The 21,154-nt window shown below is 63.0% G+C and carries 20 protein-coding genes and 2 tRNA genes; 3 read left to right on the top strand and 19 right to left on the bottom strand.

The features are described from left to right. Positions 1 to 15: 15 nt before the first annotated feature. Together MRBLSP13_RS12255 and MRBLSP13_RS12250 are read right to left on the bottom strand one after the other, a co-directional pair. Complete coding sequence (locus MRBLSP13_RS12255; protein ID WP_363754715.1) at positions 16 to 270, bottom strand: hypothetical protein; 255 nt, start codon at positions 268 to 270, stop codon at positions 16 to 18. 216 nt (positions 271 to 486) lie between these two features. After that, complete coding sequence (locus tag MRBLSP13_RS12250) at positions 487 to 1,878, bottom strand: sugar transferase (protein WP_363734696.1); 1,392 nt, start codon at positions 1,876 to 1,878, stop codon at positions 487 to 489. Positions 1,879 to 2,548: 670 nt separating this feature from the next. Here MRBLSP13_RS12250 and MRBLSP13_RS12245 point away from each other — a divergent pair. Further along, complete coding sequence (locus MRBLSP13_RS12245) at positions 2,549 to 3,019, top strand: Lrp/AsnC family transcriptional regulator (RefSeq protein WP_133652386.1); 471 nt, start codon at positions 2,549 to 2,551, stop codon at positions 3,017 to 3,019. Positions 3,020 to 3,174: 155 nt separating this feature from the next. Here the strand turns inward: MRBLSP13_RS12245 and MRBLSP13_RS12240 are convergent. From MRBLSP13_RS12240 to MRBLSP13_RS12210, 7 genes are all read right to left on the bottom strand, one after another. Further along, positions 3,175 to 3,250, bottom strand: a tRNA-Lys gene (locus tag MRBLSP13_RS12240). Between the two features lie 38 nt (positions 3,251 to 3,288). Continuing rightward, positions 3,289 to 3,364, bottom strand: a tRNA-Lys gene (locus tag MRBLSP13_RS12235). Between the two features lie 125 nt (positions 3,365 to 3,489). Continuing rightward, positions 3,490 to 4,602, bottom strand: coding sequence for a rod shape-determining protein RodA (gene rodA, locus MRBLSP13_RS12230; protein WP_363734697.1), 1,113 nt, complete (start codon positions 4,600 to 4,602; stop codon positions 3,490 to 3,492). Continuing rightward, a complete protein-coding gene (gene mrdA / locus MRBLSP13_RS12225; RefSeq protein WP_363754713.1) occupies positions 4,599 to 6,680 on the bottom strand; it encodes a penicillin-binding protein 2 in 2,082 nt (693 codons plus the stop codon). Before mrdA ends, rodA begins: the two co-directional genes overlap by 4 nt. Beyond that, positions 6,677 to 7,204 carry a rod shape-determining protein MreD gene (gene mreD / locus MRBLSP13_RS12220; protein ID WP_133652103.1) on the bottom strand — a complete coding sequence of 176 codons (528 nt, stop codon included), beginning with the start codon at positions 7,202 to 7,204 and terminating at the stop codon, positions 6,677 to 6,679. The genes mrdA and mreD overlap by 4 nt, the downstream gene beginning before the upstream one ends. Beyond that, entirely contained in the window at positions 7,201 to 8,118 is a 918-nt protein-coding gene (gene mreC / locus MRBLSP13_RS12215; RefSeq protein ID WP_363734700.1) for a rod shape-determining protein MreC, read from the bottom strand. Before mreC ends, mreD begins: the two co-directional genes overlap by 4 nt. A 10-nt stretch (positions 8,119 to 8,128) precedes the next feature. Continuing rightward, entirely contained in the window at positions 8,129 to 9,175 is a 1,047-nt protein-coding gene (locus MRBLSP13_RS12210) for a rod shape-determining protein (protein ID WP_007685698.1), read from the bottom strand. Between the two features lie 157 nt (positions 9,176 to 9,332). On the opposite strand from MRBLSP13_RS12210, the gene mutL reads away from it, so the two are divergent. Together mutL and MRBLSP13_RS12200 are read left to right on the top strand one after the other, a co-directional pair. Next, positions 9,333 to 11,105, top strand: coding sequence for a DNA mismatch repair endonuclease MutL (mutL, locus tag MRBLSP13_RS12205; RefSeq protein WP_363734704.1), 1,773 nt, complete (start codon positions 9,333 to 9,335; stop codon positions 11,103 to 11,105). A 100-nt stretch (positions 11,106 to 11,205) separates the two neighbouring features. Continuing rightward, positions 11,206 to 11,712, top strand: coding sequence for a hypothetical protein (locus tag MRBLSP13_RS12200; RefSeq protein ID WP_363734706.1), 507 nt, complete (start codon positions 11,206 to 11,208; stop codon positions 11,710 to 11,712). A gap of 80 nt (positions 11,713 to 11,792) precedes the next feature. Here the strand turns inward: MRBLSP13_RS12200 and MRBLSP13_RS12195 are convergent, their stop codons facing one another. The 10 genes from MRBLSP13_RS12195 to MRBLSP13_RS12150 form a co-directional block, all read right to left on the bottom strand. Continuing rightward, positions 11,793 to 12,257, bottom strand: coding sequence for a MaoC family dehydratase (locus MRBLSP13_RS12195; protein ID WP_363734708.1), 465 nt, complete (start codon positions 12,255 to 12,257; stop codon positions 11,793 to 11,795). A 51-nt stretch (positions 12,258 to 12,308) separates the two neighbouring features. Continuing rightward, positions 12,309 to 13,583, bottom strand: a complete 1,275-nt coding sequence (locus tag MRBLSP13_RS12190; protein ID WP_363734710.1) for an ectonucleotide pyrophosphatase/phosphodiesterase — start codon at positions 13,581 to 13,583, stop codon at positions 12,309 to 12,311. A 45-nt stretch (positions 13,584 to 13,628) separates the two neighbouring features. Then, a complete protein-coding gene (locus MRBLSP13_RS12185; protein ID WP_363754711.1) occupies positions 13,629 to 14,153 on the bottom strand; it encodes a DNA-deoxyinosine glycosylase in 525 nt (174 codons plus the stop codon). Between the two features lie 6 nt (positions 14,154 to 14,159). Further along, a complete protein-coding gene (ychF, locus tag MRBLSP13_RS12180; RefSeq protein ID WP_363734714.1) occupies positions 14,160 to 15,260 on the bottom strand; it encodes a redox-regulated ATPase YchF in 1,101 nt (366 codons plus the stop codon). Between the two features lie 88 nt (positions 15,261 to 15,348). Then, the gene (locus tag MRBLSP13_RS12175; RefSeq protein WP_363735372.1) at positions 15,349 to 16,026 is read right to left on the bottom strand and encodes a DUF2490 domain-containing protein; all 678 of its coding nucleotides are present in this window, start codon (positions 16,024 to 16,026) and stop codon (positions 15,349 to 15,351) included. A gap of 143 nt (positions 16,027 to 16,169) precedes the next feature. Beyond that, positions 16,170 to 17,798 (bottom strand): alpha-D-glucose phosphate-specific phosphoglucomutase, encoded by a 1,629-nt coding sequence (locus tag MRBLSP13_RS12170; protein WP_363734716.1) that lies wholly within the window; start codon positions 17,796 to 17,798, stop codon positions 16,170 to 16,172. A gap of 162 nt (positions 17,799 to 17,960) precedes the next feature. Next, positions 17,961 to 18,530 (bottom strand): aminoacyl-tRNA hydrolase, encoded by a 570-nt coding sequence (gene pth, locus MRBLSP13_RS12165; protein WP_363754709.1) that lies wholly within the window; start codon positions 18,528 to 18,530, stop codon positions 17,961 to 17,963. 89 nt (positions 18,531 to 18,619) lie between these two features. Further along, on the bottom strand, positions 18,620 to 19,234 hold the full coding sequence (locus tag MRBLSP13_RS12160; RefSeq protein WP_133652093.1) for a 50S ribosomal protein L25/general stress protein Ctc: 615 nt from the start codon (positions 19,232 to 19,234) through the stop codon (positions 18,620 to 18,622). Between the two features lie 109 nt (positions 19,235 to 19,343). Continuing rightward, positions 19,344 to 20,228 carry a TraB/GumN family protein gene (locus MRBLSP13_RS12155; RefSeq protein ID WP_363754707.1) on the bottom strand — a complete coding sequence of 295 codons (885 nt, stop codon included), beginning with the start codon at positions 20,226 to 20,228 and terminating at the stop codon, positions 19,344 to 19,346. Position 20,229: 1 nt separating this feature from the next. Then, positions 20,230 to 21,144 carry a TraB/GumN family protein gene (locus MRBLSP13_RS12150; protein WP_363754705.1) on the bottom strand — a complete coding sequence of 305 codons (915 nt, stop codon included), beginning with the start codon at positions 21,142 to 21,144 and terminating at the stop codon, positions 20,230 to 20,232. Between the last annotated feature and the right edge of the window lie 10 nt (positions 21,145 to 21,154).

The following is a 21,154-nucleotide window of genomic DNA, read 5'->3' as shown; positions in this document are numbered from 1 at the left end:
GCCGGATGAATCCGGTCAGAAGATCAGCCAGGCAATTGCCGATAAAGCACCGACAAAGGTCAGTATGCCGGCCCAGCGCGATAGCAGTTGCACGCCGCTCTCGGCGCGATCGACGAAAGTCGTGCTGCCGGCATGCACCGGAATCTCGCGGCGTACCTCCGCCGTTTCGATCAAAGAGGGTGCCGCTGCAACTGCTGCAAATTCTTCCGCCACGTCGATATTCCGCCGCCCATTGGTGATGACGTTAATATCCGATTTTGCGGTTAACAAATAGTTCGGACGAGGGCGGCTTGGCCATCAGTTCGTCGCATATGGAGGCGAATCAGGTTCGAAATCCTGATCTGGGATAAGATAATTTGCGACGAACCGATTTTATGAGCAGTTCGTCGCAAATCTCGATTTTTCAGAGGAACCTTTTCCGCCGATCTGCGTGTTGGCGCTTCCTCGATTCGCCATCGATGTCAGGGTGCTGAACTGTATCACATCCTAATAGGCGTTTTTGTGAACCAGCACGTTGAGCGTACCGAACAGGATCGCAATATCGCGCATCAGGCTCCAGCCGTGCAGATATTCCAGGTCGGCCTCGACCCTGTTCAATATGTCGCGGCGCGTTTCAGTAGCGCCGCGAAAGCCGCGGATCTGCGCCAGCCCGGTAATTCCCGGCTTCAGCGCATGGCGGTGCCAATATTGCCGGTCTACCTGCCAGAACAGTTGCTCCTCTGCCGTTGATCCCAAGGCGTGGGGGCGTGGCCCCACCAGGCTCATCTCGCCCAGCAGGACGTTGATGAGCTGCGGCAGTTCATCGATGCTGGTCTTGCGGATGAATGCCCCTACACGCGTGATGCGATTATCATCCCGCTGCGTGGAGGTTGCGCCAGCGCCGTCGCACTGCTCCACCTTCATGCTCCGGAACTTGAGTATGTGGAACAGCATGTTGCCGCGCCCGATCCGTTCCTGCTTGAAGAAAATGGGGCCAGGCGAATCCAGTTTGATAAGGATCGCGACCACCGCCATCAGCGGCGCGATCAGGATGAGCACCGGGACCGTCAATGCGATGTCCAGCAGACGCTTCTTCGCGCGGTTGGCAAGGTTCAGCGGACCGCGCGACACAACGAGCGTCGGGCTGCCGCCATAGGATTGAACGGCAAGCGGAGCCATCGGGTCCAGTTCCGGCACGATGATCTCGCCCAATATGTTGCCGCCCTTCAGCATCTGCGCCCAATCCGCCTTGCGGTCGGCGGGGCAGGATATCACCGCGCGATCATAATCGCGGAGCAGGGTGCCCAGGCGGTGCAGCATATATGGATCGTCCAGATCGGCCTTCAGTCCGACGGCTGATGCATCGACGATCACCATGCCGCTGACGTCGTCCGGAATGGTGCCGTCGTCGATGATCAGAAGTTGGGCGAACAGTCCGTCCGCAAAATTGCGGCGGACCATTTGCACGATCATGAACCGTTGCAGCACCAGCAGGCTTCCGCTGCACAATATCCCTGCCGAAACGCCAAGCCGCGACAGATGGCCGGTCGCCTTGAGCGAGAACACGACGAGCAGGAAGATCAGCAAAGTGCCAGCCAAGGCCATTGTTGCGCTGCGGCATGATTGGGTCATGCGCATCAGGCAATGGGGGTTATATGCTTGGTTGTGAAAAGCCAGGACGGCATAAACGATCATGCCGCCCGCCAGCGGTTGCCACTGCCCGTTGGCCAGCCATTGCAGCCCTGCCGCGCGCAGGCCAAGGGCGAAGCCCGTTGCAAGCGCAGCCATGTCGGCAACCAGCAGCAACAAACAAAGCCAGAGCCGCGCATTCCGCTGACCTGCGGCCGTGGCGGGCTGGCGACTGGGGATACCTTTGATCGCCAGATCAATTTTCGACATCTGCAACCCTTTTTTATGTCCTGACGTCAAACCGTGCACCGCCGTGCGGCAGCGTGTTAACCATCAGACATCCGCAGTGTTTTGATTTATGTTGCGCAGCAGCAGGGCATAAATGTTTTGGGCTGACAATCGGGCTTTAGGTGCGCGGACCCGCTTTTCCGATGATCCGTTGGTCCTGAAGGATGCTCTGCCCCAGATTTGCGACGACCCGAAATGCAGGGCGATGCCGTGCCTTGCAGCCGGAGGCGCTCAGCGCATCGCCAAACCCGAATCAGCGGCAGTTTCAAGCTATTGTCCACCACCCCAGCAGAAGCAGAGTAGCAAGCAGTGCCAAAGGGCCGGCCCATCGCGAAATGCGCTGGATCCCGGCTTCCATCCGCTCGTGCGGAAAATGCCAGCGGGAGGGCCTTGCCTCGCCGTTGATGCTTTCCCCGTGCACAGGATCATGCTGAGGCGCGACGGAGGCCTTCTTTCCGTCCTGGCCCTGTTCGTGTGATTTCGATGAAAGGTCGATCATGTCGCTGTCCAACCGTGCATGATGCGGCCTGCCGACAGAATAGCCCGGTTGGCCGAAAAAGAAAGCAGATTCGCATTCTGGGCAACTCGCAAGATCATCTGCGACGCATCTACGCTCTTGGATGAAACCGCTGCGGTGATTATCCTCCCTCTCATGAAACAGGACCGACAAATCGATGCGATCGACCGCAAGATTATCGCGGCGCTGCAGGAGGACGCCACCCTTAGCCATTCCGACCTGGCGGAACGGGTTGGGGCCTCCAGCGCTTCCTGCTGGCGCCGGATCAAGGCGCTGGAGATTGCGGGTGTCTTCGCCGCTACCGTCAGGCTTGTGGATCCTGAAAAGATCGGCCGTGGCGTTAATGTCCTTTGCCACATCCGCATGCGCAGCCACGCGCAGGATGCGCGCCGCGCGTTCGAGCAGTTCGTTGAGAGCCGGCCGGAAATCGTCGAATGTTTTTCGATGTCTGGCGAATGGGATTATTTGATACGCGTCGTCGTGGCGGACGTCGCGGACTATAATCGCTTCCTGATGATGACCCTGTTGGGACATCCATCGGTCGCGGGCGCAGCTTCCCATTTCGCGCTGTCCATGACCAAGTTCACCACAGCATTGCCAGTCTGAAGCGGTTTTCAGTCAGATTGAACGGGATCGATCAATCGGTTGCTTTGCTTTATCGTGAATACTTGACTGGAGCGAGCAACCTGCGCCGCGATTTAACGCGGCGCGCCAAATCGGGCCGTGGTAGGGCGTGGAAATCAAGTTGTGGCAAGGAGGTCTGGTGGACGCACTAGGGCTCGAACCTAGGACCCGCTGATTAAGAGTCAGCTGCTCTACCAACTGAGCTATGCGTCCATGCCCGCGTTCGGCCTAAGCCTTGATCGTCGGGAATTTGGTGGACGCACTAGGGCTCGAACCTAGGACCCGCTGATTAAGAGTCAGCTGCTCTACCAACTGAGCTATGCGTCCACATCCGCTTTCAGCTAGTCCCGGACGGGCCGTCGCTTTGGCGTGGCCGGGCTGGTAGCAGCCGCATGGGACTTTGCAAACAGGAAATCGTGTCCTTCGGCATATTTTTGCGGGAGGGCTGGCTTTCAGCTCCAGCTTCCCGGACGATGAGGGCGCTTACCCGACCGGTCGATCGCCATGATGATGCCGACGCACAGCATGACTGTCAGCATCGATGACCCGCCATAGGACATGAACGGCAGGGGAATGCCCACCACCGGCGCGAGGCCCATCACCATCATCAGGTTGATCGCAACGTAGAAGAAGATCGTCGTGGTCAGCCCGGCCGCCACCAGCCGCGCATATCGGTCCTGCGCGCGCAGCGACACGCCTATGCCCCAGCGGAACAGCAGCATGAACGCGCCTATGAGCAGCACCCCGCCCAGCATTCCCCATTCCTCCGCCATGGTGGCGAAGACGAAATCGGTGTGCCCTTCGGGCAGATAGTCCAGATGGCTTTGCGTACCTTTCAGGAAGCCCTTGCCGAATATCCCGCCCGACCCGATGGCGATCTTCGACTGGCTGATATGATAGCCTGCACCCAGCGGATCGCTTTCGGGGTCAAGAAAGATGAGGACGCGGTTCTTCTGGTAATCGTGCAGGAAACTGAAGGCTATGGGCACGACGGCCGCCAGCGTCAGTCCCGATCCCACGAAAAGGCGCAGAGGCAATCCTGCAAGGAACATCACGGTGACCCCGCCCGCGGCGATCATGGTCGCGGTGCCGAGGTCGGGTTGAATCAGCACCAGCGACCAGGGCAGGCCGATCAACACCAGCGCGGGCCAGATGGCATTCCAGCGCCTTATCTCGCCCACTGGAAGCAGCGCATAGAAACGCGCGACCGCCAGCACGATGATCGGCTTCATGAATTCGGAGGGCTGGAGTTGCATGAAGCCCAGGTTGATCCATCTCTGGCTTCCCCCCGCGACTCCTCCGATCAGTTCGACGAGGAACAGGAAGACCAGAACGGTGCCATAGGCGGGAAAGGCAAGGCGGGCGAAGGTTTCCATGGATATCCGGCTCAACACCAGCGCCATGCCTGAAAAGATGACGAAACGAACACCCTGATTGATCGCCCAAGGGGTGATGCTGCCGCCGGCGGCGCTGTAGAGCACCAATGTCCCAAAGCCGGCGATCGCGAGCAATATGCCCAGCACTCGCCACGGGAATTGGGTCAGGGGCTCAGGTACGATGCTCATGGCGCGCTGTCTGCCGGAGGAGGAACGTCATCCGCGTCGGCTGCCGGCGCCGCCGTTGAAGCCGGGGGGCGGGGAGACGCAGTTGCCGCGCCGTTGCCCTCGGCTGCGTTCATTGCATTGGCTGCTTCGGCGGGGGGGGGCTGCCCCTTCTCGATCGCTTTCGCCAGCTTGTAGGCCGCCATCTGCCGGGCCATCCGTTCGGCCGGCGGACCGCCCCAATCCTTCTCTATGGTTTCCAGCTTCTCCATCGCCTTTGCGGGGTCAAAGAGGAAGGTCATGGTGTCCGCCGCGATCATGGGCGCGTCCTCGATCCGGTTGATGTGTCCGCCATGCTCGATGATGCAGGCGATGGCATAGCGTGGATTGTCGAACGGAGCGAAGCCCTGGAACAGCGCGTGGTCGCGCAGCTTGAAGGGCAGCGAGGCGTTGCTGCGCACGCCGCCGCCGCGTTCAGCCATGGTGATGCGGCGGACCTGCGCCGTTCCGGTCTTGCCTGCCATCATCACGCCGGGCAGGGGGATGCGGGCCGCGCCGCCCGTTCCGCCGCCGTTCACCACCGCGCTCATCGCGTCGCGGATGGTCACCAGATGTTCCTCATTCACGCCCACAGGGGCTGGCGCGGGTCGGTGCGCGCCGAAGATGAAGTTGGGCATCAATTGCCGGCCCGTCGCCAATCGCGCGGCCATCACCGCCATCTGCAACGGATTGATGAGCATGTAGCCCTGACCGATGGTGGCGTTGACCGTGTCGTACACCTGCCATTTCTGATTATATTTTTTGAGCTTCCACGCAGGATCGGGGACCGTGCCGAAACTCTGGCTGGGGAAGGGAAGGTCGAACTTCTGCCCCATGCCGACGCGCCGCGCCATGCTAGCGATCCGGTCCATGCCGATCCGCTGCGCCATCTGGTAGAAATAGATATCGCAGCTTTGCGCGATCGCCCCGCGCATGTTGAGCGAACCGTGCCCGCGACGCTTATGGCAGTGGAACAGCGTGTTGCCGACCCGGATCGCACCGGGGCAGTTCACTGTGTCCATGGGTGAAATCCCCGCCTCCAGCAACGCGAGCGCCACCATCGGCTTGACCGTCGATCCTGGCGGGTAAAGCCCCTGCAGCGTCTTGTTGCGGAGCGGGACATGGTCATCCTTTGACAGCATGTCCCATTCCAGATGGCTGATGCCGTCCGAAAAGCTGTTCGGATCGAAACTCGGCATCGACGCCATCGCCAGCACGTCGCCATTATGGCAGTCGATCACCACCACGGAACCGCTTTGCGTCGCCAGCCGGCGCCCGGCATATTCCTGAAGGCCCGCATCGATGGTGAGCTTGATCGCATTGCCGGGCGTGTCGGGCCGGGTGGTCAGTTCCCGCACGATCTTGCCCCGCGCCGTTACCTCCACGCGCTTGGCGCCCGGCTTGCCCGTCAATTCGCTGTCGAATGCGCGCTCTAGCCCGTCCTTGCCGACCTTGAAACCCGGCGTGATCAACAGCGGGTTCTTGCGCTCTTCATATTCCTTGGCCGACGCCGCGCCGACATAGCCGAGCAGATGCCCCACGGTCGCGCCCGCCGGATAATTGCGGGAAAAGCCCTGGCTTGGCGACACGCCGGGCAGGTCGGGCAGCCGAACGCTGACCGCCGCGAATTGGTCGTAGCTCAGCTTTTCCGCCACCTGGACCGGGCGAAACCCCGCCGATTTGTCGAGTTCCTCCTTGATCCGCTCAACCTCATCATCGCCCAGCGCCAGCAGATGGGCCAGGCTGCGGATCGTATTCTCCGCATCTGTCACCCGTTCCGGGATCAGGTCGACGCGAAAGTCGGTGCGGTTATTGGCGAGGGGGCGTCCATTGCGATCGATGATCCACCCGCGCCGGGGAGGGATCAGCGTCAGGTTGACGCGATTGCTTTCCGACAGGAGGTTGTATTTCTCATTCTCCGCAACGCTTATCCAGCCCATCCGTCCCACAAGCAGCGCGCCGATCGCCCCCTGCAAACCGCCCACCACCATCGCCCGGCGCGTGAAGGTGAAGGACAGGGAGGCTTCGGTAACGGTCTTCTTCTTGAGAAAAGGCAGCTTCATGCCATCACGCGCCAGCGGTCGATCCGGGCGCATTGCCGAACGACGAAGGGAAAGAGCAGGACAGTCCAGACCATTTGCGGTGCGACCAGCAGCAGTTTGATGTCTCCTCCGCCGGTGATCCGCGCGAAGAAGACGCCGCCGGCGATGCAGAAGATAATGGCGATGGCCGCGATTAACCAGTCCTGCCGATAGCTGCGCCAGACCATGCGATGTTCGATGGCGTCGATGCCGATCAGCATTATGGTCCACAGGCACATGGCCGAACCGATGGGTTGGCCGCTGGCGATATCGTCGAACAGGCCGAGCGGGACGCCGATCCAGGTGCGCCACAATTCGGGGCGCAACAACCGCCAGGAAAGCAGCAGCAGCAGACCGAAAGGAGGCATGACGGGCGATTGCGCGATCACCGGCAAAGCCGTCGCCAGCGATCCCAGCATGACCGTGATCACCGGGGTACCCGCCAGCCGAAAACGCGAAGGATGACGGCCAAGGCGCGGCACATGCTGCAAATGGGGATCGATCATGGGGCGGCTGCGTTCTGCGTGGCCTCCGGCACGACCGGAGCAGATGGCTCCCCGCCCTCCGGCCGGGTGACGGCTTCCTCGAAGGAGCGCTCCACCACCACCGCGTCGACCTTGGACGGGTTGGCGAGCGGCACGCCATAAGCGATCTCCCCCGCGATGCGGACGATTACCGCCACGGGAATGTTGGGCTGATAAACTCCGCCCACCCCGGATGTCACGAGCAGGTCACCTGGCTTGAATGGGTTACGCCCCGCAGCCAGCGCGCGAATCTCCAAAGTGCCGTCGCCCAGTCCCGTCGAGATGGCGGGCACGCTGTCATTGGCCCGCCGCACCGGCACGATGTTGCTTGTATCCGTCAGCAGCAGCACTTCGGCCGTATTGGGCGTGGTGGTGTGGATGCGTCCGATCAGCCCCTCCGGCGCGCGCACCGGCATTCCCGGTCGAACGCCCTGCCAGCGTCCGGCGTTGAGCCGCGCCAGCCGCCGCGTGCTGGTGGAGGAAGAGGCGATCAGCCGCGCCGTCAGCAATTCGCTGCCATCATCCTCGACCAGCTTCAGCAGCTTTTTCAGGCGCAGATTTTCCTGCGCCACCGCCTTTGCTTCTATGATGCGGTTGCGATCGTTCTCGACCTGCCGGCGCAGCGCCACATTCTGGGAACCCGCGTGCCAGTAGCTGGCCAGCACCTCGTCGACTGATGAAACGCCGCTCACCATATTCTTGAGCGTGACCGACGCCGGACGAGTGACCTCCGCCGTCGCGATGCGGATCGCGGCGAAGCCCGTCGGATCGAAAATGGCGACAACCACCAGAAGCAGGCCGACGGCGGCGCCCGTCATCGCCACGACATAGGAGGCGAAGAGGCTATATTGCGCCTTCCGGTTATGCCCGGGGCGTCGGCTGGGTGGCCGCGCCATGCTGCCCCCTTCAAGCGGTCTGGAGAACGCCCCGGAAGATCGGGTCCTCCATCGCCCGGCCAGTGCCGATGGCGACGCAGGTCAGCGGATCTTCAGCGATAGTGACCGGCAGGCCGGTTTCGTCACGCAGTTCATCGTCGAGCCCCTTGAGCAGCGCGCCCCCGCCGGTCAGGACGATGCCCTGGTCGACGATATCCGCAGCCAGTTCCGGCGCGGTATTTTCCAGCGCAATGCGGACGCCTTCGACGATGGTGCTGATCGGTTCGGCCAGCGCGTCCGCGATCTGTCCCTGATTGATCGAGATTTCCTTGGGCACGCCGTTCACCAGGTCACGGCCCTTGATATGGATCGTCTCGCCAACACCGTCTTCGGGTGGTTGCGCGACGCCGAACTGCTTCTTGATCCGCTCGGCTGTCGCCTCGCCGATGAGCAGATTATGGTGGCGGCGAACGAAGGAAACGATCGCTTCGTCCATCTTGTCGCCGCCCACGCGAACGGAGGTGGTATAGGCCAGGCCGCGCAGAGAAAGTACGGCGACTTCCGTCGTGCCGCCGCCAATGTCGACCACCATCGAACCAATGGGTTCCGTCACGGGCATGTCGGCACCGATGGCGGCGGCCATAGGTTCCTCGATCAGGAACACCTGGCTGGCGCCGGCATTGCTCGCCGCGTCGCGAATCGCGCGGCGCTCGACGCTGGTCGATCCCGACGGCACGCAGATCACGATCTCGGGGAAGCGCCACGGCCGCGACTTGCCGCCATGCACCTTGGTGATGAAATGCTTGATCATCTGCTCGGCCACGTCAATGTCCGCAATCACGCCGTCGCGCAGGGGGCGGATCGCCTCGATCGAATCGGGTGTCTTGCCCATCATCAGCTTGGCGTCGTCACCGACGGCCTTGACCCGCTTCACGCCGTTCAGCGTCTCTACCGCCACGACGGAGGGTTCATTGAGCACGATGCCGCGCCCCCGCACATAGACCACGGTGTTCGCCGTGCCGAGATCGATGGCCATGTCCTGAGAGGAAAGTTTGAAGAGACGCGAGAAGATCGACATGCCTGTTCCTGTGCAGCCCGCATGCCCCGGCGAAGCGAACCGGGACAGTCGGAAAGTTCGCCCCGCAATTCACATGCCCCGCAGTCGATTTTGGTTGACCAAAATTTATGGGGCTTGCGTCTCGCGGAAAGCGCTCGCTTGGGCTAGTCACTAATCAATGTCAATACGCCGTCTGCCCGAACATCTGGTCAATCGCATCGCCGCGGGCGAAGTGGTCGAAAGGCCTGCCAGCGCGCTCAAGGAAATCGTGGAAAATGCGTTGGATGCGGGATCGCGCCGGATCGCCATTCGCATCTCCAGCGGCGGGCTCGACCGGATAGAGGTAAGCGATGACGGCTGCGGCATGGCTCCCGACGAAATCGCGCTGGCGCTGGAGCGCCATGCGACGTCGAAATTGCCCGACGACGCGATCGAGAATGTCGCGACGCTCGGTTTCCGGGGCGAAGCCTTGCCTTCCATCGCCAGTGTCGCCCGTCTCTCCATCGACAGCCGTCCGCAGGGGCAGGACGGTTGGAACCGCACCGTCGACAATGGCGCTGTTGTGAACGAAGGGCCTGCCGCGCTGCCTCCAGGCACGCGCGTCACGGTCGAGCAGCTTTTCGCCCGCGTTCCCGCCCGCCGCAAGTTCCTGCGTTCGGCCAAGGCGGAATATGCCGCATGCCTCGACGTCGTTCGCCGCCTTGCCATGGCGCATCCGTCCGTCGCCTTCAGCATGGAGCATGACGGACGGCGCGTGCTGGGCGTGCAGGGGGGCGAGGCGCGGGAGGATCGCGTTGCCGCACTCACCGACCGGGCGCTGGCCGACAATCATGTCATCGTCTCGCTGGAAAGGGAGGGGGTGCGCCTGTCCGGCGTGGCCTCGCTGCCGACCTATAATCGCGGGGTGGGCGATCATCAGTTCCTGTTCGTGAATGGCCGTCCGGTGCGCGACCGGCTGCTCGTCGGGGCGGTCAGGGGTGCCTATGCCGACATGCTGGCGCGGGACCGGCATCCTGTCGTCGCGCTTTTCCTGGATGTCCCGCCGCTGGAAGTGGACGTCAACGTTCATCCCGCCAAAACCGAAGTGCGCTTTCGCGACCCGGCGCTGATCCGGGGTATGATCGTGTCCGGATTGCGCAGGGCACTGGATGCGGAGGGCTTTCGCGCCGTCCAGCATGCCGACCCCGCCGCCCTCTCCGCGTGGAAGCCGGAGCCGATCTCGCCCACACCCATCGGCGCGATGCCGATCTTCGAGGCGGTCGGCACGACCACGCCGACCTATTCGGTGGCGGAACGTCGCCCCACTTTCCTGACGCCGCCGCCCCAGGCACGTGCGGAACCCGCCGCCGCGCCAGCGCCGGAAAGCGCGAGTTTCCCTCTCGGCGTCGCTCGTGGACAGGTTGCCCGCACCTATATCGTCGCGGAGGCGGAAGATGGCCTCGTCATCGTTGACCAGCATGCCGCGCACGAAAGGCTCACGCTGGAGCGGATGCGCCGCGCCATGGAGGGGCAGGGCGTCGCCGCGCAGGCGCTGCTGCTGCCCGAAGTGGTCGAACTGGACGAGCCGGCATGCGACCGGCTGGAGGCGCGGATCGAGGAGCTCAAGGAATTCGGGCTGGAGTTGGAGCGGTTCGGTCCCGCGGCCATTCTGGTCCGCGCCACGCCTGCCATGTTGGGGCAGGGGGATGTGCAGGGTCTGGTGTCCGACCTCGCTGATGATCTGGCTGCGTATGACAGCGCCCTTGCCCTGAAGGAAAGGCTGGATCTGGTCGCTGCGACCATGGCCTGTCACGGCTCCGTGCGCGCCGGCCGCATGCTGAGCGTGACCGAAATGAACGCTCTGCTGCGCGAGATGGAGATCACCCCACGCAGCGGCCAATGCAATCACGGCCGCCCGACCTGGGTGAAACTCGGCCATGGCGACATAGAAAAGCTCTTCGGCAGGAAATAGTGCCGATATTCTTCCAGAAGGACTTGCCCTGGCACTCGCCCCTTGCGCCCGCCGCCGGTTGAGGCAAGTTTCAAGCATTGCTTGGCCAGGGACAACGGAAATGAAGCGACTCCTCCTACTCCTGACGGTCCTGCCTCTGAGTGCGCAGGCTGCCCCAGACACCTGCGCCAACCCGCTGCCCCTGGCCGAGCCATGGACAAGCTGGCCGCAAAGCGGCGACGTCATGGCCGGAGCCACGGTTTCCACAGCGCCGCGCATCATCCTCGGCAAGCCGGTGACTGCAACGCTCCGCCCCGGCGCGCAGGTTCAGTTCGCCGTTCGATCCGGCAAGTCCGCTGCGAAAAGCTATGGCGGCCTGTTTACACTGGCGGTCAAGGACGCCGCGCGTATCGGTGTGGCCCTGTCTGCCGCCGGATGGGTGGATGTCGCAACCGGAACGACCGTGCGCGCATCCGTCGGCCACGGCCATGGTCCGGACTGTTCCGGTATCCGCAAGATCGTATGGTTCGACCTTCCGCCTGGCCTGCATATCATCCAGCTAAGCGGCGCGATGGCATCCTCTATCCGCATCATGGCCGCCGACTCCCGCGCCAACCAACCGCGCTAGGTAAAAGATGTTTCCTGCCGATCCGAAACCTGCGAGTGGGGAGAGCCGGGCAATCCAGACCCGGCGGCAATCATTCGGAATCAGCCCGATCGCGTCCGGAACATGGCAATGGGCTTCATCGACAGAACCGGTTCGTCGCGCTGGTTGAACAGGGTGATGTGGGTCTTCACTATTCCCATTTCCGGCCTGCTGCGCGAAGCCTTGAGATCGATCACCTCCGAAACGCCGCGCAGCGTATCGCCTGGCCGAACCGGCTGTAACCAGCGCAACTCGTCCACGCCCAGCGCGCCCAGACTGGCCGCCTGAACGCCGGGATTGCGCTGCCACATCGCCACCATCATCTTCATCGACAGGGCCGTCGTATGCCAGCCGCTGGAGGCGAGGCTGCCGAAGTGGGTTGCTGCCGCAGCTTCATCGGACAGGTGAAAGGGCTGGGGATCGAATTCGCGCGCGAAGGCAATGATCTCCTCCCGGCTGATGGTGACCGGCCCGAACTCGTTTCGGTCGCCCAGCTTCACATCTTCGAAATAGACGATCTCACTCATACCCGTTTCCTTCCGCAACGGGTGTACAGATAGTTTCCGTTTACGAAAACGTCAATTCTTGACGAGCCCGGCCAGAACCGCCGGATCCCCGTCACTCGGACGCACTGAGATGTCCAGCAGGCGCGCCAGAACCGGATAGACATCGACATTGGTGAAGTCGGCGGGCATCCTGAACGCCGTGTCGAAGGCGGGCCCGCTGGCGATGAACAGCGCTTGCATCTCCGGCGCCCGGTCGTCCCAACCATGATCCCCGCCGGTGAAAGGCTTGGCCGGCGCAGTTTGCTGTATGGTCCAACCGGTTTCGGCGAGGCAGAAATAGGGCGGAATGCGCCGATGCGTTCCATAGTGGAAGCGCGTCGGCATCGCGCCCTTGCGCCAGCATTGCATATGCGGCTGTGGCTTCAGCAGTGCAGCTTCCAGCGCTGCTTCATGACCCGGTTGCGCGCTGAGGCTGGCATAAGGTCCGCTTTCCACGATGCGATAGTCCGCCGGGTTCGCAATCTTGTCCAACGCGACGACCCTTTCGCTCGATTTCTGCGCCATGCCATGATCGGAAAGGATGAGAAGATTGGCTGATTGTCCCAGCGTCCTCAACCCGTTCACCAATTGGCCGATCTCGCCATCGACCTCTGCCACCGCCTGCGTCGTCTCCGCCGCATCTGGCCCAGCCGCATGCCCGGCAGTATCTACCGCGTCGAAATAGAGCGTGAGGAAGCGTGGCCGGATCGCAGCGGGACGCCGCAACAGGTCCAGAACGCCATTCACCCGCTGCGTCCCGGAAATGGCCTGGTTGAATTGTGCCCAATCGCTGGGCCGTGTGCCGCCGCTGATCTTGTGCGGCCATTCCGTCGCTTCGGTCCCGCCCCACGCTACATTGGAACCAGGCCAGAACAGTGTCCCTGTCCGAACGCCGGCCTTTTCGGCCGTGACCCAGATCGGTTCGGCTTCGTTCCACCAGAAGGGATCGTCCGTAGCCATCGTGAAGGTTTCACCGGGACGCGAGGCATCCTCCATCTTGTTGGCGACGATGCCGCTGCGGTCGGGCCGGTCCCCGGTCACGATGGCCCAATGGTTCGGAAAGGTCTTGGTCGGAAAGGAAGGCCGCATGGCTGCCGAGACCCCGGCGGCTGCGAGAGCCGACAGATGCGGCGTCACGCTCCGCTTCAGATAATCGGGCCTGAAGCCGTCAATGGACACCAATATCGTCACTGGCTCCCGTTGCTCGACCTGCGCGGCGGCGGATACCGGCCGTTCGCGAGCCGGCGTGCAGCCGGCCAGCGTTGAGAGGATGAGGAGGCTGGCGAGCGAAGAACGGCGTGAAAACATGTCCCGCCTTACCAGACGGACCATGACGGTAAAGTGACGAGCGCCCTATGCGTCCCCAATATGCGGCACCATCGCCATCCATGCGCTCCGCTTCGCTTCCCGCGACATGCTGGCAAAGGCGCCGCTGGAGGAGGGAAGGTCGATCAGCACCAGCCCCGGCCGCAGCCCGATCTGCCGTCGCCCGTGCAGCGCCGCCGTCCTGCCGTTGAACGCCACCACCTCCAGCGCTGGAAGCCTGTCGATGAAAGCCGCCAGGTCACGCAGTTCCGCGCCCCGGATCGCGCTGTCCAGGCTTCCCTCCCGGTCGGCGCTCTCGATCACGTCCCACAGGCCCACGCGCCGGGCCTTCAATCGTTTCAGCCGCATGGCGTAGGGCTGGCCGCGCAGATCCTCGCCCAATACGTCGCCCATCAGCGCCCAGAAGGCATTGCCACGATGAGCATAATATTCGCCCTGCCTGATCGACGCATCGCCCGGCAGGCTTCCCAGTATCAGCAGCCGCGTGCTTTCATCGACGCTGGGCGGAAAGGCCGCCTTGCGCCTGGCGGGCATTTGTCCCGGCCGCAGCATCAGTCGTCAGACATTGAAGCGGAACAGCATGATGTCGCCATCCTGCGTCACATATTCCTTGCCTTCGGAGCGCCACTTGCCCGCTTCCTTTGCCCCGGCCTCCCCGTTGAACTGGACATAGTCCGCATAGGCCATGGTTTCGGCGCGGATGAATCCCTTTTCGAAATCGGTATGGATCGCGCCGGCCGCCTGGGGCGCTTTCGATCCCTTGGCCACAGTCCAGGCGCGTGCCTCCTTGGGGCCCACGGTGAAGAAGGTGATGAGGCCCAGCAGTTCGTAACCCGCGCGGATGATGCGCGCCAGGCCCGCTTCCTCCAGCCCCAGGGCCTCCAGATATTCAGCGCGCTCCTCCACCGGCATGGTGATGAGTTCCGCTTCGATCGCGGCCGATACGATCACCGCCTTCGCGCCTTCGGCGGCAGCCTTCTCGAACACCCGCGCCGAATGGGCATTGCCTGCGGCCGCGCTCTCCTCCTCGACATTGCAGACATAGAGGACGGGCTTGGCGGTCAGCAGTTGCGCCTGGCGAAAGATGCGCTCCTCCTCATCGTCGGCCGGCTGGGTCAGCCGCGCCGGCTTGCCGTCCCGCAGCAGGTCCAGCGCCTTGCCCAGCACGGAAGCCGCCGCCTTTGCCTCCTTGTCGCCCTGCGCAGCCTTCTTGGCGAAATTGGGGACGCGCTTCTCCAGGCTCTCCAGATCAGACAGCATCAACTCGGTCTCGACCGTATCGGCATCGGCGATGGGATCGACCTTCCCCTCGACATGGGTGATGTCGTCATCCTCGAAGCAGCGCAGCACATGGACGATGGCGTCCACCTCGCGGATATTGGCCAGGAACTGGTTGCCCAGCCCTTCGCCCTTGGACGCGCCGCGCACCAGCCCGGCAATATCGACGAAGGCGAGCTGCGTCTCGATGATCTTGGCCGAACCGCCAATCTTCGCGATGGTCTGCAGGCGCTGGTCGGGTACCGCGACCTGACCGACATTGGGCTCGATCGTGCAGAAGGGATAGTTCGCGGCCTGCGCAGCCTGCGTCTCCGTCAGCGCATTGAAGAGGGTGGACTTGCCCACATTGGGAAGCCCGACGATACCGCAACGAAAACCCATGATAATGCCTTCACGTCAAAACCTATGGCGGCGCCGATAGCGCTTTCGCCGCGGCTTGGCCAGAGCGCGTGCAGAGCCTGTGACGATGTCAGCGGCGGAAGAACAGCGTGACGGACGCGACGTGATTGATGCGCCGGTTGCCGCCTCGCTGGTCGATCAACTGGTTGAGATAGCCGATCTCCGCCGTCGATGCGCCGCCCAGTCCAATCTCGGCCCCGGCAAAGCTGCGCAACTGGTCGAACCCGCCCTTAGCGCCCCAGTCCGTGCTGTTGAGCGCCACAAAGCCCTCGCCATAGATGAGCGCGTTGACAGCCGTCCTGCCCAGCGGCTTTTCGTAACGCAGCATCTCCCGCAGGCGCCACCCCATGTCTCCGCCGTCGGAGCGCCAGCGCTGTTCCAGCCGCGTGCGTGATGAAAGTTCCCCGCCCCAGGGCTTGCCGATCGCCCAATTGGCCTGCTGGAAGCTGCGCTCCTCATTCACGTCACGACCGTCCCTTACCGGCAGCACGACATGGGCATAGCCCTGATAAACGGTGACGCTGGACGAGAGCTTCCAGCCCAGGGCGCCGCGCAGGAGGGTCTGATCGGCCCGCGATATGCCGTCCCCGATGCGCGGCTGAATCTCCGCAAAATAGACGAGTTTCCCGGATATCGGCCCCATGGCGGTGAGGTTCAGCCAGAACTGCTCATCCTGAACGGTCCGGGCGTTGGCGGGCATGGCGGTGGCGAACAGGGCCGAGAAGAGAGAAGGGAGCAGGCGCCGCATCAAATCCTCGAAAAAAGGAAACATGCCGCTCCTGGTGGATATTCCCGCAAAGGCAGGGACACGAAGAGCGCCGGTCATTGCCCGCGCTCTAATGGCCCATTATTTCTCCGTGATTTCCAGAAGGTAAGCTTTGGCGGCTGGCCTCAGGTAATGACGCTCGGCCGCTCCATGCCGGTGAAGCCCGATATATCGGCAACCTCCTGTGCTGCCTTCACCAGCGGCGCGAGCGCTTCGCCCGTCTCCAGCGCCAGATCGCCGTCCTTGCCCACAAAGCGTTCGATATAGACGCGCAGGGTGGCGCCCTCGGTCCCCGTTCCGGACAGCCGGAACACCACCCGCGAGCCATCCTCGAACAGGACGCGCACGCCCTGGTTGCGGCTGACGGACTGGTCGGTAGGATCACTATAGGCAAAGTCGTCGGCGCTCATCACCGTGCCGCCGCTGTTCGTCGTACCCGGCAGCGTTCCCAGCCCGTCCCGCAGCGCCACCATCAGGGCGTCGGCATTGTCCTTCGCGATCGCTTCATAATCATGCCGCGCATAATAGTTGCGGCCAAAGGCGGCCCAATGCTCTGCCATGATCTGGGCGACGCTCTGTCGCCGGACGGCCAGGATGTTGAGCCACAGCAGCACCGCCCAGATGCCATCCTTTTCGCGCACATGGTCGGAGCCGGTGCCGGCGCTTTCCTCGCCGCAGATGGTGGCCATGCCGGCATCCAGCAGATTGCCGAAAAATTTCCACCCCGTCGGCGTCTCATAGAGCGGGATACCCAGCTTTTCCGCGACGCGATCGGCCGCGCCACTGGTCGGCATGGACCGTGCAATGCCCTTGAGGCCCGTCGCATAGCCGGGTGCCAGATGCGCATTGGCCGCCAGCACGGCGAGCGAATCCGAAGGCGTGACGTAACAATGTCGCCCGATGATCAGGTTGCGGTCGCCGTCGCCATCCGAAGCTGCGCCGAAATCCGGTGCGTCCGGCGCCATCATCCGGTCGTACAATTCCCTGGCGTGAACCAGATTGGGATCGGGATGATGATGGCCGAAGTCGGGAAGGGGGGTTGCGTTGCGCACCGTGCCCGCTGGCGCGCCGAGCCGCTTCTCGAAAATCTCCACCGCATAGGGGCCCGTCACCGCGCTCATCGAGTCGAAAGAGAGGGTGAAGCCTTCCGCAATCATTGCCCGGATCGCGCCAAAGTCGAACAGCTTTTCCATCAGATCGGCATAGCTGGCGACCGGATCGACCACCTCGACCGTCATGCCGCCCAGGGTGGCGATGCCCAACGTATCGATGTCGACATCGTCCGCCTCCCATATCCGATAGCTGTCTATGGCAAGCGTTCGGGCATGAACGGCGTCGGTCACCTTTTCGGGTGCCGGGCCGCCGTTCGAGACATTATATTTGATCCCGAAATCCTCGTCCGGCCCGCCGGGATTATGGCTGGCCGACAGCACCAATCCGCCAAAAGCGCCCGACGAGCGGATCAGATGCGACGCCGCCGGGGTCGAAAGGATGCCGCCGCGTCCCACCAGCACCCGGCCGAACCCGTTGGCCGCAGCCATCTTCAGGACGATCTGGATGACTTCCCGATTGAGGTAGCGGCCATCGCCGCCGACGATCAGGGCGTGGCCTTCGAAACCTTCCAGGCTATCGAACACCGACTGGACGAAATTTTCCGCATAATGAGGCTGCTGGAAAATCCGCACTTTCTTGCGCAGGCCGGATGTGCCCGGCTTCTGATCGCTGAAAGGCTTCGTCGCGATGGTCTGTATCACCCGGATCCCCTTGGAGAGTGGAAAGTCAGGCTTACTCTATGGCGCGGGAGTGCGACATTCCGCAATCCACTCCGGCCATTTTACCGCGAGGGCGGGGCGGGCGGGCGCGCATCGCTGCCATTCGCCGCTCTGGTTTGGGACTGCGGAAGGGCAGGGCGGCGCCTAATCCGCCAATCGCAGCGCGACTTCATTCATGAACCGCGCATCGTCTCCCTGCGCCAGCCACGCCGCCTCGGCCCCGATCGCGCCGAGCATGTCGGCCAGCGCATCCATTTCGCTCTTGTGATAGTTGCCCAGCACATAGCCGTGCACCCGGTCCTTGTGACCCGGATGGCCAATGCCGATCCGCACGCGCCGAAACTCCGCCCCGATATGCGCGTCGGTCGAGCGCAGGCCATTGTGTCCCGCATTGCCGCCGCCGCGCTTCACCTTGACCTTCATCGGCGCCAGATCGAGTTCGTCGTGAAAGACGGTCACATCCTGCGGCGCCAGCTTGTAGAAGCGCATCGCCTCGCCCACCGATCGCCCGCTCTCGTTCATGAAGGTCGCGGGTTTCAGCAGGATGATCTTCTCCGATCCGATGCGTCCTTCCTGCACCCAGCCCTGGAACTGCTTCTTCGGCGGCGAAAACCGATGCATGTCCGCGATCAGGTCGATCGCCATGAAACCGACATTGTGCCGGTTCATCGCATATTGGGTGCCAGGATTGCCGAGGCCCACCCAGATCTGCATCGCCTGTCTTCTCCCAAGAAAAATCCCGCCCGCCGGTTAGGCGAGCGGGACCGTGATTTCCAGCCCGGAAAGGCTTGACCGTAAAGCGATCAGGCGCCTTCGGCGGGGGTTTCGTTGTCGCCTTCGGCGCTCTTGAGAGCCGATGGCGCAACGATGGTCGCGACGGTGAAGTCGGTTTCGTCATGCGCGGCCTTGGCGCCCTTGGGCAGCTTCACGGCGCTGATGTGGATCGATTCGCCCACGTCGAGACCGGTCAGGTCGACAACGACATCATCGGGAATTTCGGCCGCATCGACGATCAGTTCGATCTCATGCGCGACGATGTTGAGCACGCCGCCCCGCTTCAGGCCCGGCGAAGCCTCTTCATTCTTGAAGATGACCGGCACATTGACGTGAACGGTGGCATGTTCCGAAACGCGCAGGAAGTCGGCGTGCAGCGGACGGTCGGTCACGGGATGGAACGCAACGTCCTTCGGCAGGGTGCGGACGGACTTGCCGCCGACCTCGACCATGACGACCGAATTGAAGAAGTGGCCGGTGCCCAGCAGCTTGTTGAGGAGTTTTTCCTCGACATGAATCGACTGCGGTTCTTCATTGTTACCATAGATGACGGCGGGTACGCGGCCCTCACGGCGGAGAGCGCGGGAGGCTCCCTTGCCTGCCCGATCGCGTGCCTCTGCCGACAGCGTAAGCTGCTCGCTCATTGCGTGTCTCCAAAAGCAAATTGATGTAGGTGCCCGCCACGCCTCCAGGGATGACCATGCCGGGACCGCGGCCCAATAGCAGAAACATGCGGGAAAGCAAGGGCCAGCGCTACTGCACCCGCGTCACCCTGTAGCCATCGGCCTGCAACAGGTCGACCAGATTGTCCTTGCCTGCTAGATGCCCCGCACCCACGGCGATGAAGGGGCAGCCCTTTAATGTGGCTACCGACTTCACCCAGCTGCGGTTGCGATCGACGAGCACGGCTTGTTCGACCACCGGATCGGCTTCCTCGCTCAGCCTGTCGACCTTCGCCAGCGCCGGCACATCACCCATGATCCAGGCATGGAGGATGCGGTCGAAGAGCGGCCGCATCTCCTTCGCCTCCCGAACCGTGTCGACCAGCAGTCGCTGCTGCGCGTCAGCAGGGAGCGTGTCGAAGGCCCGGAATTGCCGCTCGACCGTCTCCAGCCCGCTTATCGGCTTGCCCGCTCCTTCGAACGCCGCAATCAGCACCGGTTCCACGCCATGATCCTGGCTGACATGCAGGGACTGCTGCGCCGCTGCCGACAGGAGCATAGCCGCCGCCCAATTTTCATAGGCCGAGAGGGTCTGGGTGCTGGTGCCGCCATCTTTGACGATTGTCTCCAGCGTGGCCCGGTCCTGTTCTGGAACGCGGCTCTCCAACAGTGGCAGTCCCTGGCTCCGTCCCATCTTCTCGAACTGCGCCAGGGTTCGCGCCCGATCGCGTATCTCGGCTGATTCCAGCACCAGCCTGTCGGCCTGTCCGATGGCGTCCCGGATCCGCTGCGTCTGCCATTCGACACCCGCGGGGAGCACATGGATGGTGCCGAACAGCCAGCCGTCGATGCCTTTGCCCTCCACCCGCCAAAGCGCAGGCCCTCCGCCCGGCGGCGGGGCAGGGGGATTTTCCCCACATGCCGACAACAGGCACAGGGCGGCCAGCCCCAGCCAGCACGCCAGAACGCGGATCATCCTATTGCGTCACCCGCGCCGAAGCGACTCCCAGCGCTTTCAACTGCTCCTGCACGCTGCCCTTGCCCGCTAGATGTCCGGCGCCCACGGCAATGAAGACCGTGCCGGGCTGATCGAGCCGCTGCCTGATCCACCTGACCCAATTGGCATTGCGCTGGATCAACAGCACGCGGGCCAGTTCCGGCGTCGCCTCCAGCGATTCGTTCATTTCTGCCGCCAGCTTGTCCGGCTCCCCGCCCTGCCAGTGCGTGACAAGGCTGGCGAATTCCCGGTCCATGTCCGGCAGGCCCTCGACGGTGGCTGTCAGGAACTTGACCTGTTGTTCCATCGGCAGGCCGGCGAAATAGCCCAGTTGCTGCTCCACCGTTTCCAGCGCGCCGACCTTCTTGCCGGACGCATTGGCCGCCGCCGTCAGCACCTTTTCCGCGCCGAGATCAGATTTATAGCCCAGCGTTTCCAGCGGTTTGACCGAAAGGGCCATGCCGGCCATCCAGGGATTGAACATCTCGAACGCCTGCCAGGGAAGCCCGTTCGTGCTCATTGCGGCCTGATAGCTGGCGCGATCCGCGGTGCCCAGTCGATCCGACAGCTTCACGCCATCCCGCGCCAGCGCAGCACCGGCCATGGTGGACGCCAGCCCATTGGGATCTTCCGGCTCGACGATCTCCAGGACCAGTTCGTCCGATCGATCGAAGGCGGATTTGACGCCGCCTTTGAACCAGTCGATGCCCGGCTTCATTACATGAACGGTACCGAACAGATAGATGGTTGTGTCGGCATCCTTCACCTCCCACAAGGCCGGCGTCACATAAGTGGAGCGCGCCGTGGCATCGCGGGCCGAGACGGGCTGTTCGAGCGCGCATCCGCCAAGCAGCATCATGGCGGGCGCCAGCCAACGGAAAGAGAGCCATTTCATCGGAGTTGCG

Origin of the sequence: Sphingobium sp. LSP13-1-1.1, assembly GCF_040676415.1 — a bacterium.
Taxonomy (GTDB): domain Bacteria; phylum Pseudomonadota; class Alphaproteobacteria; order Sphingomonadales; family Sphingomonadaceae; genus Sphingobium.
This window is presented reverse-complemented; position numbering and strand designations above follow the sequence as displayed.

Coding starts and splice junctions, on each gene's coding strand:
- MRBLSP13_RS12185 (WP_363754711.1), bottom strand. CDS start 14,153: ATGCTGCGGCCGGGACAAATGCCCGCCAGGCGCAAGGCGGCCTTTCCG.
- mutL (WP_363734704.1), top strand. CDS start 9,333: ATGTCAATACGCCGTCTGCCCGAACATCTGGTCAATCGCATCGCCGCG.
- ychF (WP_363734714.1), bottom strand. CDS start 15,260: ATGGGTTTTCGTTGCGGTATCGTCGGGCTTCCCAATGTGGGCAAGTCC.
- MRBLSP13_RS12190 (WP_363734710.1), bottom strand. CDS start 13,583: ATGTTTTCACGCCGTTCTTCGCTCGCCAGCCTCCTCATCCTCTCAACG.
- MRBLSP13_RS12155 (WP_363754707.1), bottom strand. CDS start 20,228: ATGATCCGCGTTCTGGCGTGCTGGCTGGGGCTGGCCGCCCTGTGCCTG.
- pth (WP_363754709.1), bottom strand. CDS start 18,530: ATGCAGATCTGGGTGGGCCTCGGCAATCCTGGCACCCAATATGCGATG.
- MRBLSP13_RS12160 (WP_133652093.1), bottom strand. CDS start 19,234: ATGAGCGAGCAGCTTACGCTGTCGGCAGAGGCACGCGATCGGGCAGGC.
- MRBLSP13_RS12195 (WP_363734708.1), bottom strand. CDS start 12,257: ATGAGTGAGATCGTCTATTTCGAAGATGTGAAGCTGGGCGACCGAAAC.
- mreD (WP_133652103.1), bottom strand. CDS start 7,204: ATGATCGATCCCCATTTGCAGCATGTGCCGCGCCTTGGCCGTCATCCT.
- MRBLSP13_RS12175 (WP_363735372.1), bottom strand. CDS start 16,026: ATGCGGCGCCTGCTCCCTTCTCTCTTCTCGGCCCTGTTCGCCACCGCC.
- MRBLSP13_RS12245 (WP_133652386.1), top strand. CDS start 2,549: ATGAAACAGGACCGACAAATCGATGCGATCGACCGCAAGATTATCGCG.
- MRBLSP13_RS12150 (WP_363754705.1), bottom strand. CDS start 21,144: ATGAAATGGCTCTCTTTCCGTTGGCTGGCGCCCGCCATGATGCTGCTT.
- MRBLSP13_RS12210 (WP_007685698.1), bottom strand. CDS start 9,175: ATGTCGATCTTCTCGCGTCTCTTCAAACTTTCCTCTCAGGACATGGCC.
- mreC (WP_363734700.1), bottom strand. CDS start 8,118: ATGGCGCGGCCACCCAGCCGACGCCCCGGGCATAACCGGAAGGCGCAA.
- rodA (WP_363734697.1), bottom strand. CDS start 4,602: ATGAGCATCGTACCTGAGCCCCTGACCCAATTCCCGTGGCGAGTGCTG.
- MRBLSP13_RS12250 (WP_363734696.1), bottom strand. CDS start 1,878: ATGTCGAAAATTGATCTGGCGATCAAAGGTATCCCCAGTCGCCAGCCC.
- MRBLSP13_RS12200 (WP_363734706.1), top strand. CDS start 11,206: ATGAAGCGACTCCTCCTACTCCTGACGGTCCTGCCTCTGAGTGCGCAG.
- mrdA (WP_363754713.1), bottom strand. CDS start 6,680: ATGAAGCTGCCTTTTCTCAAGAAGAAGACCGTTACCGAAGCCTCCCTG.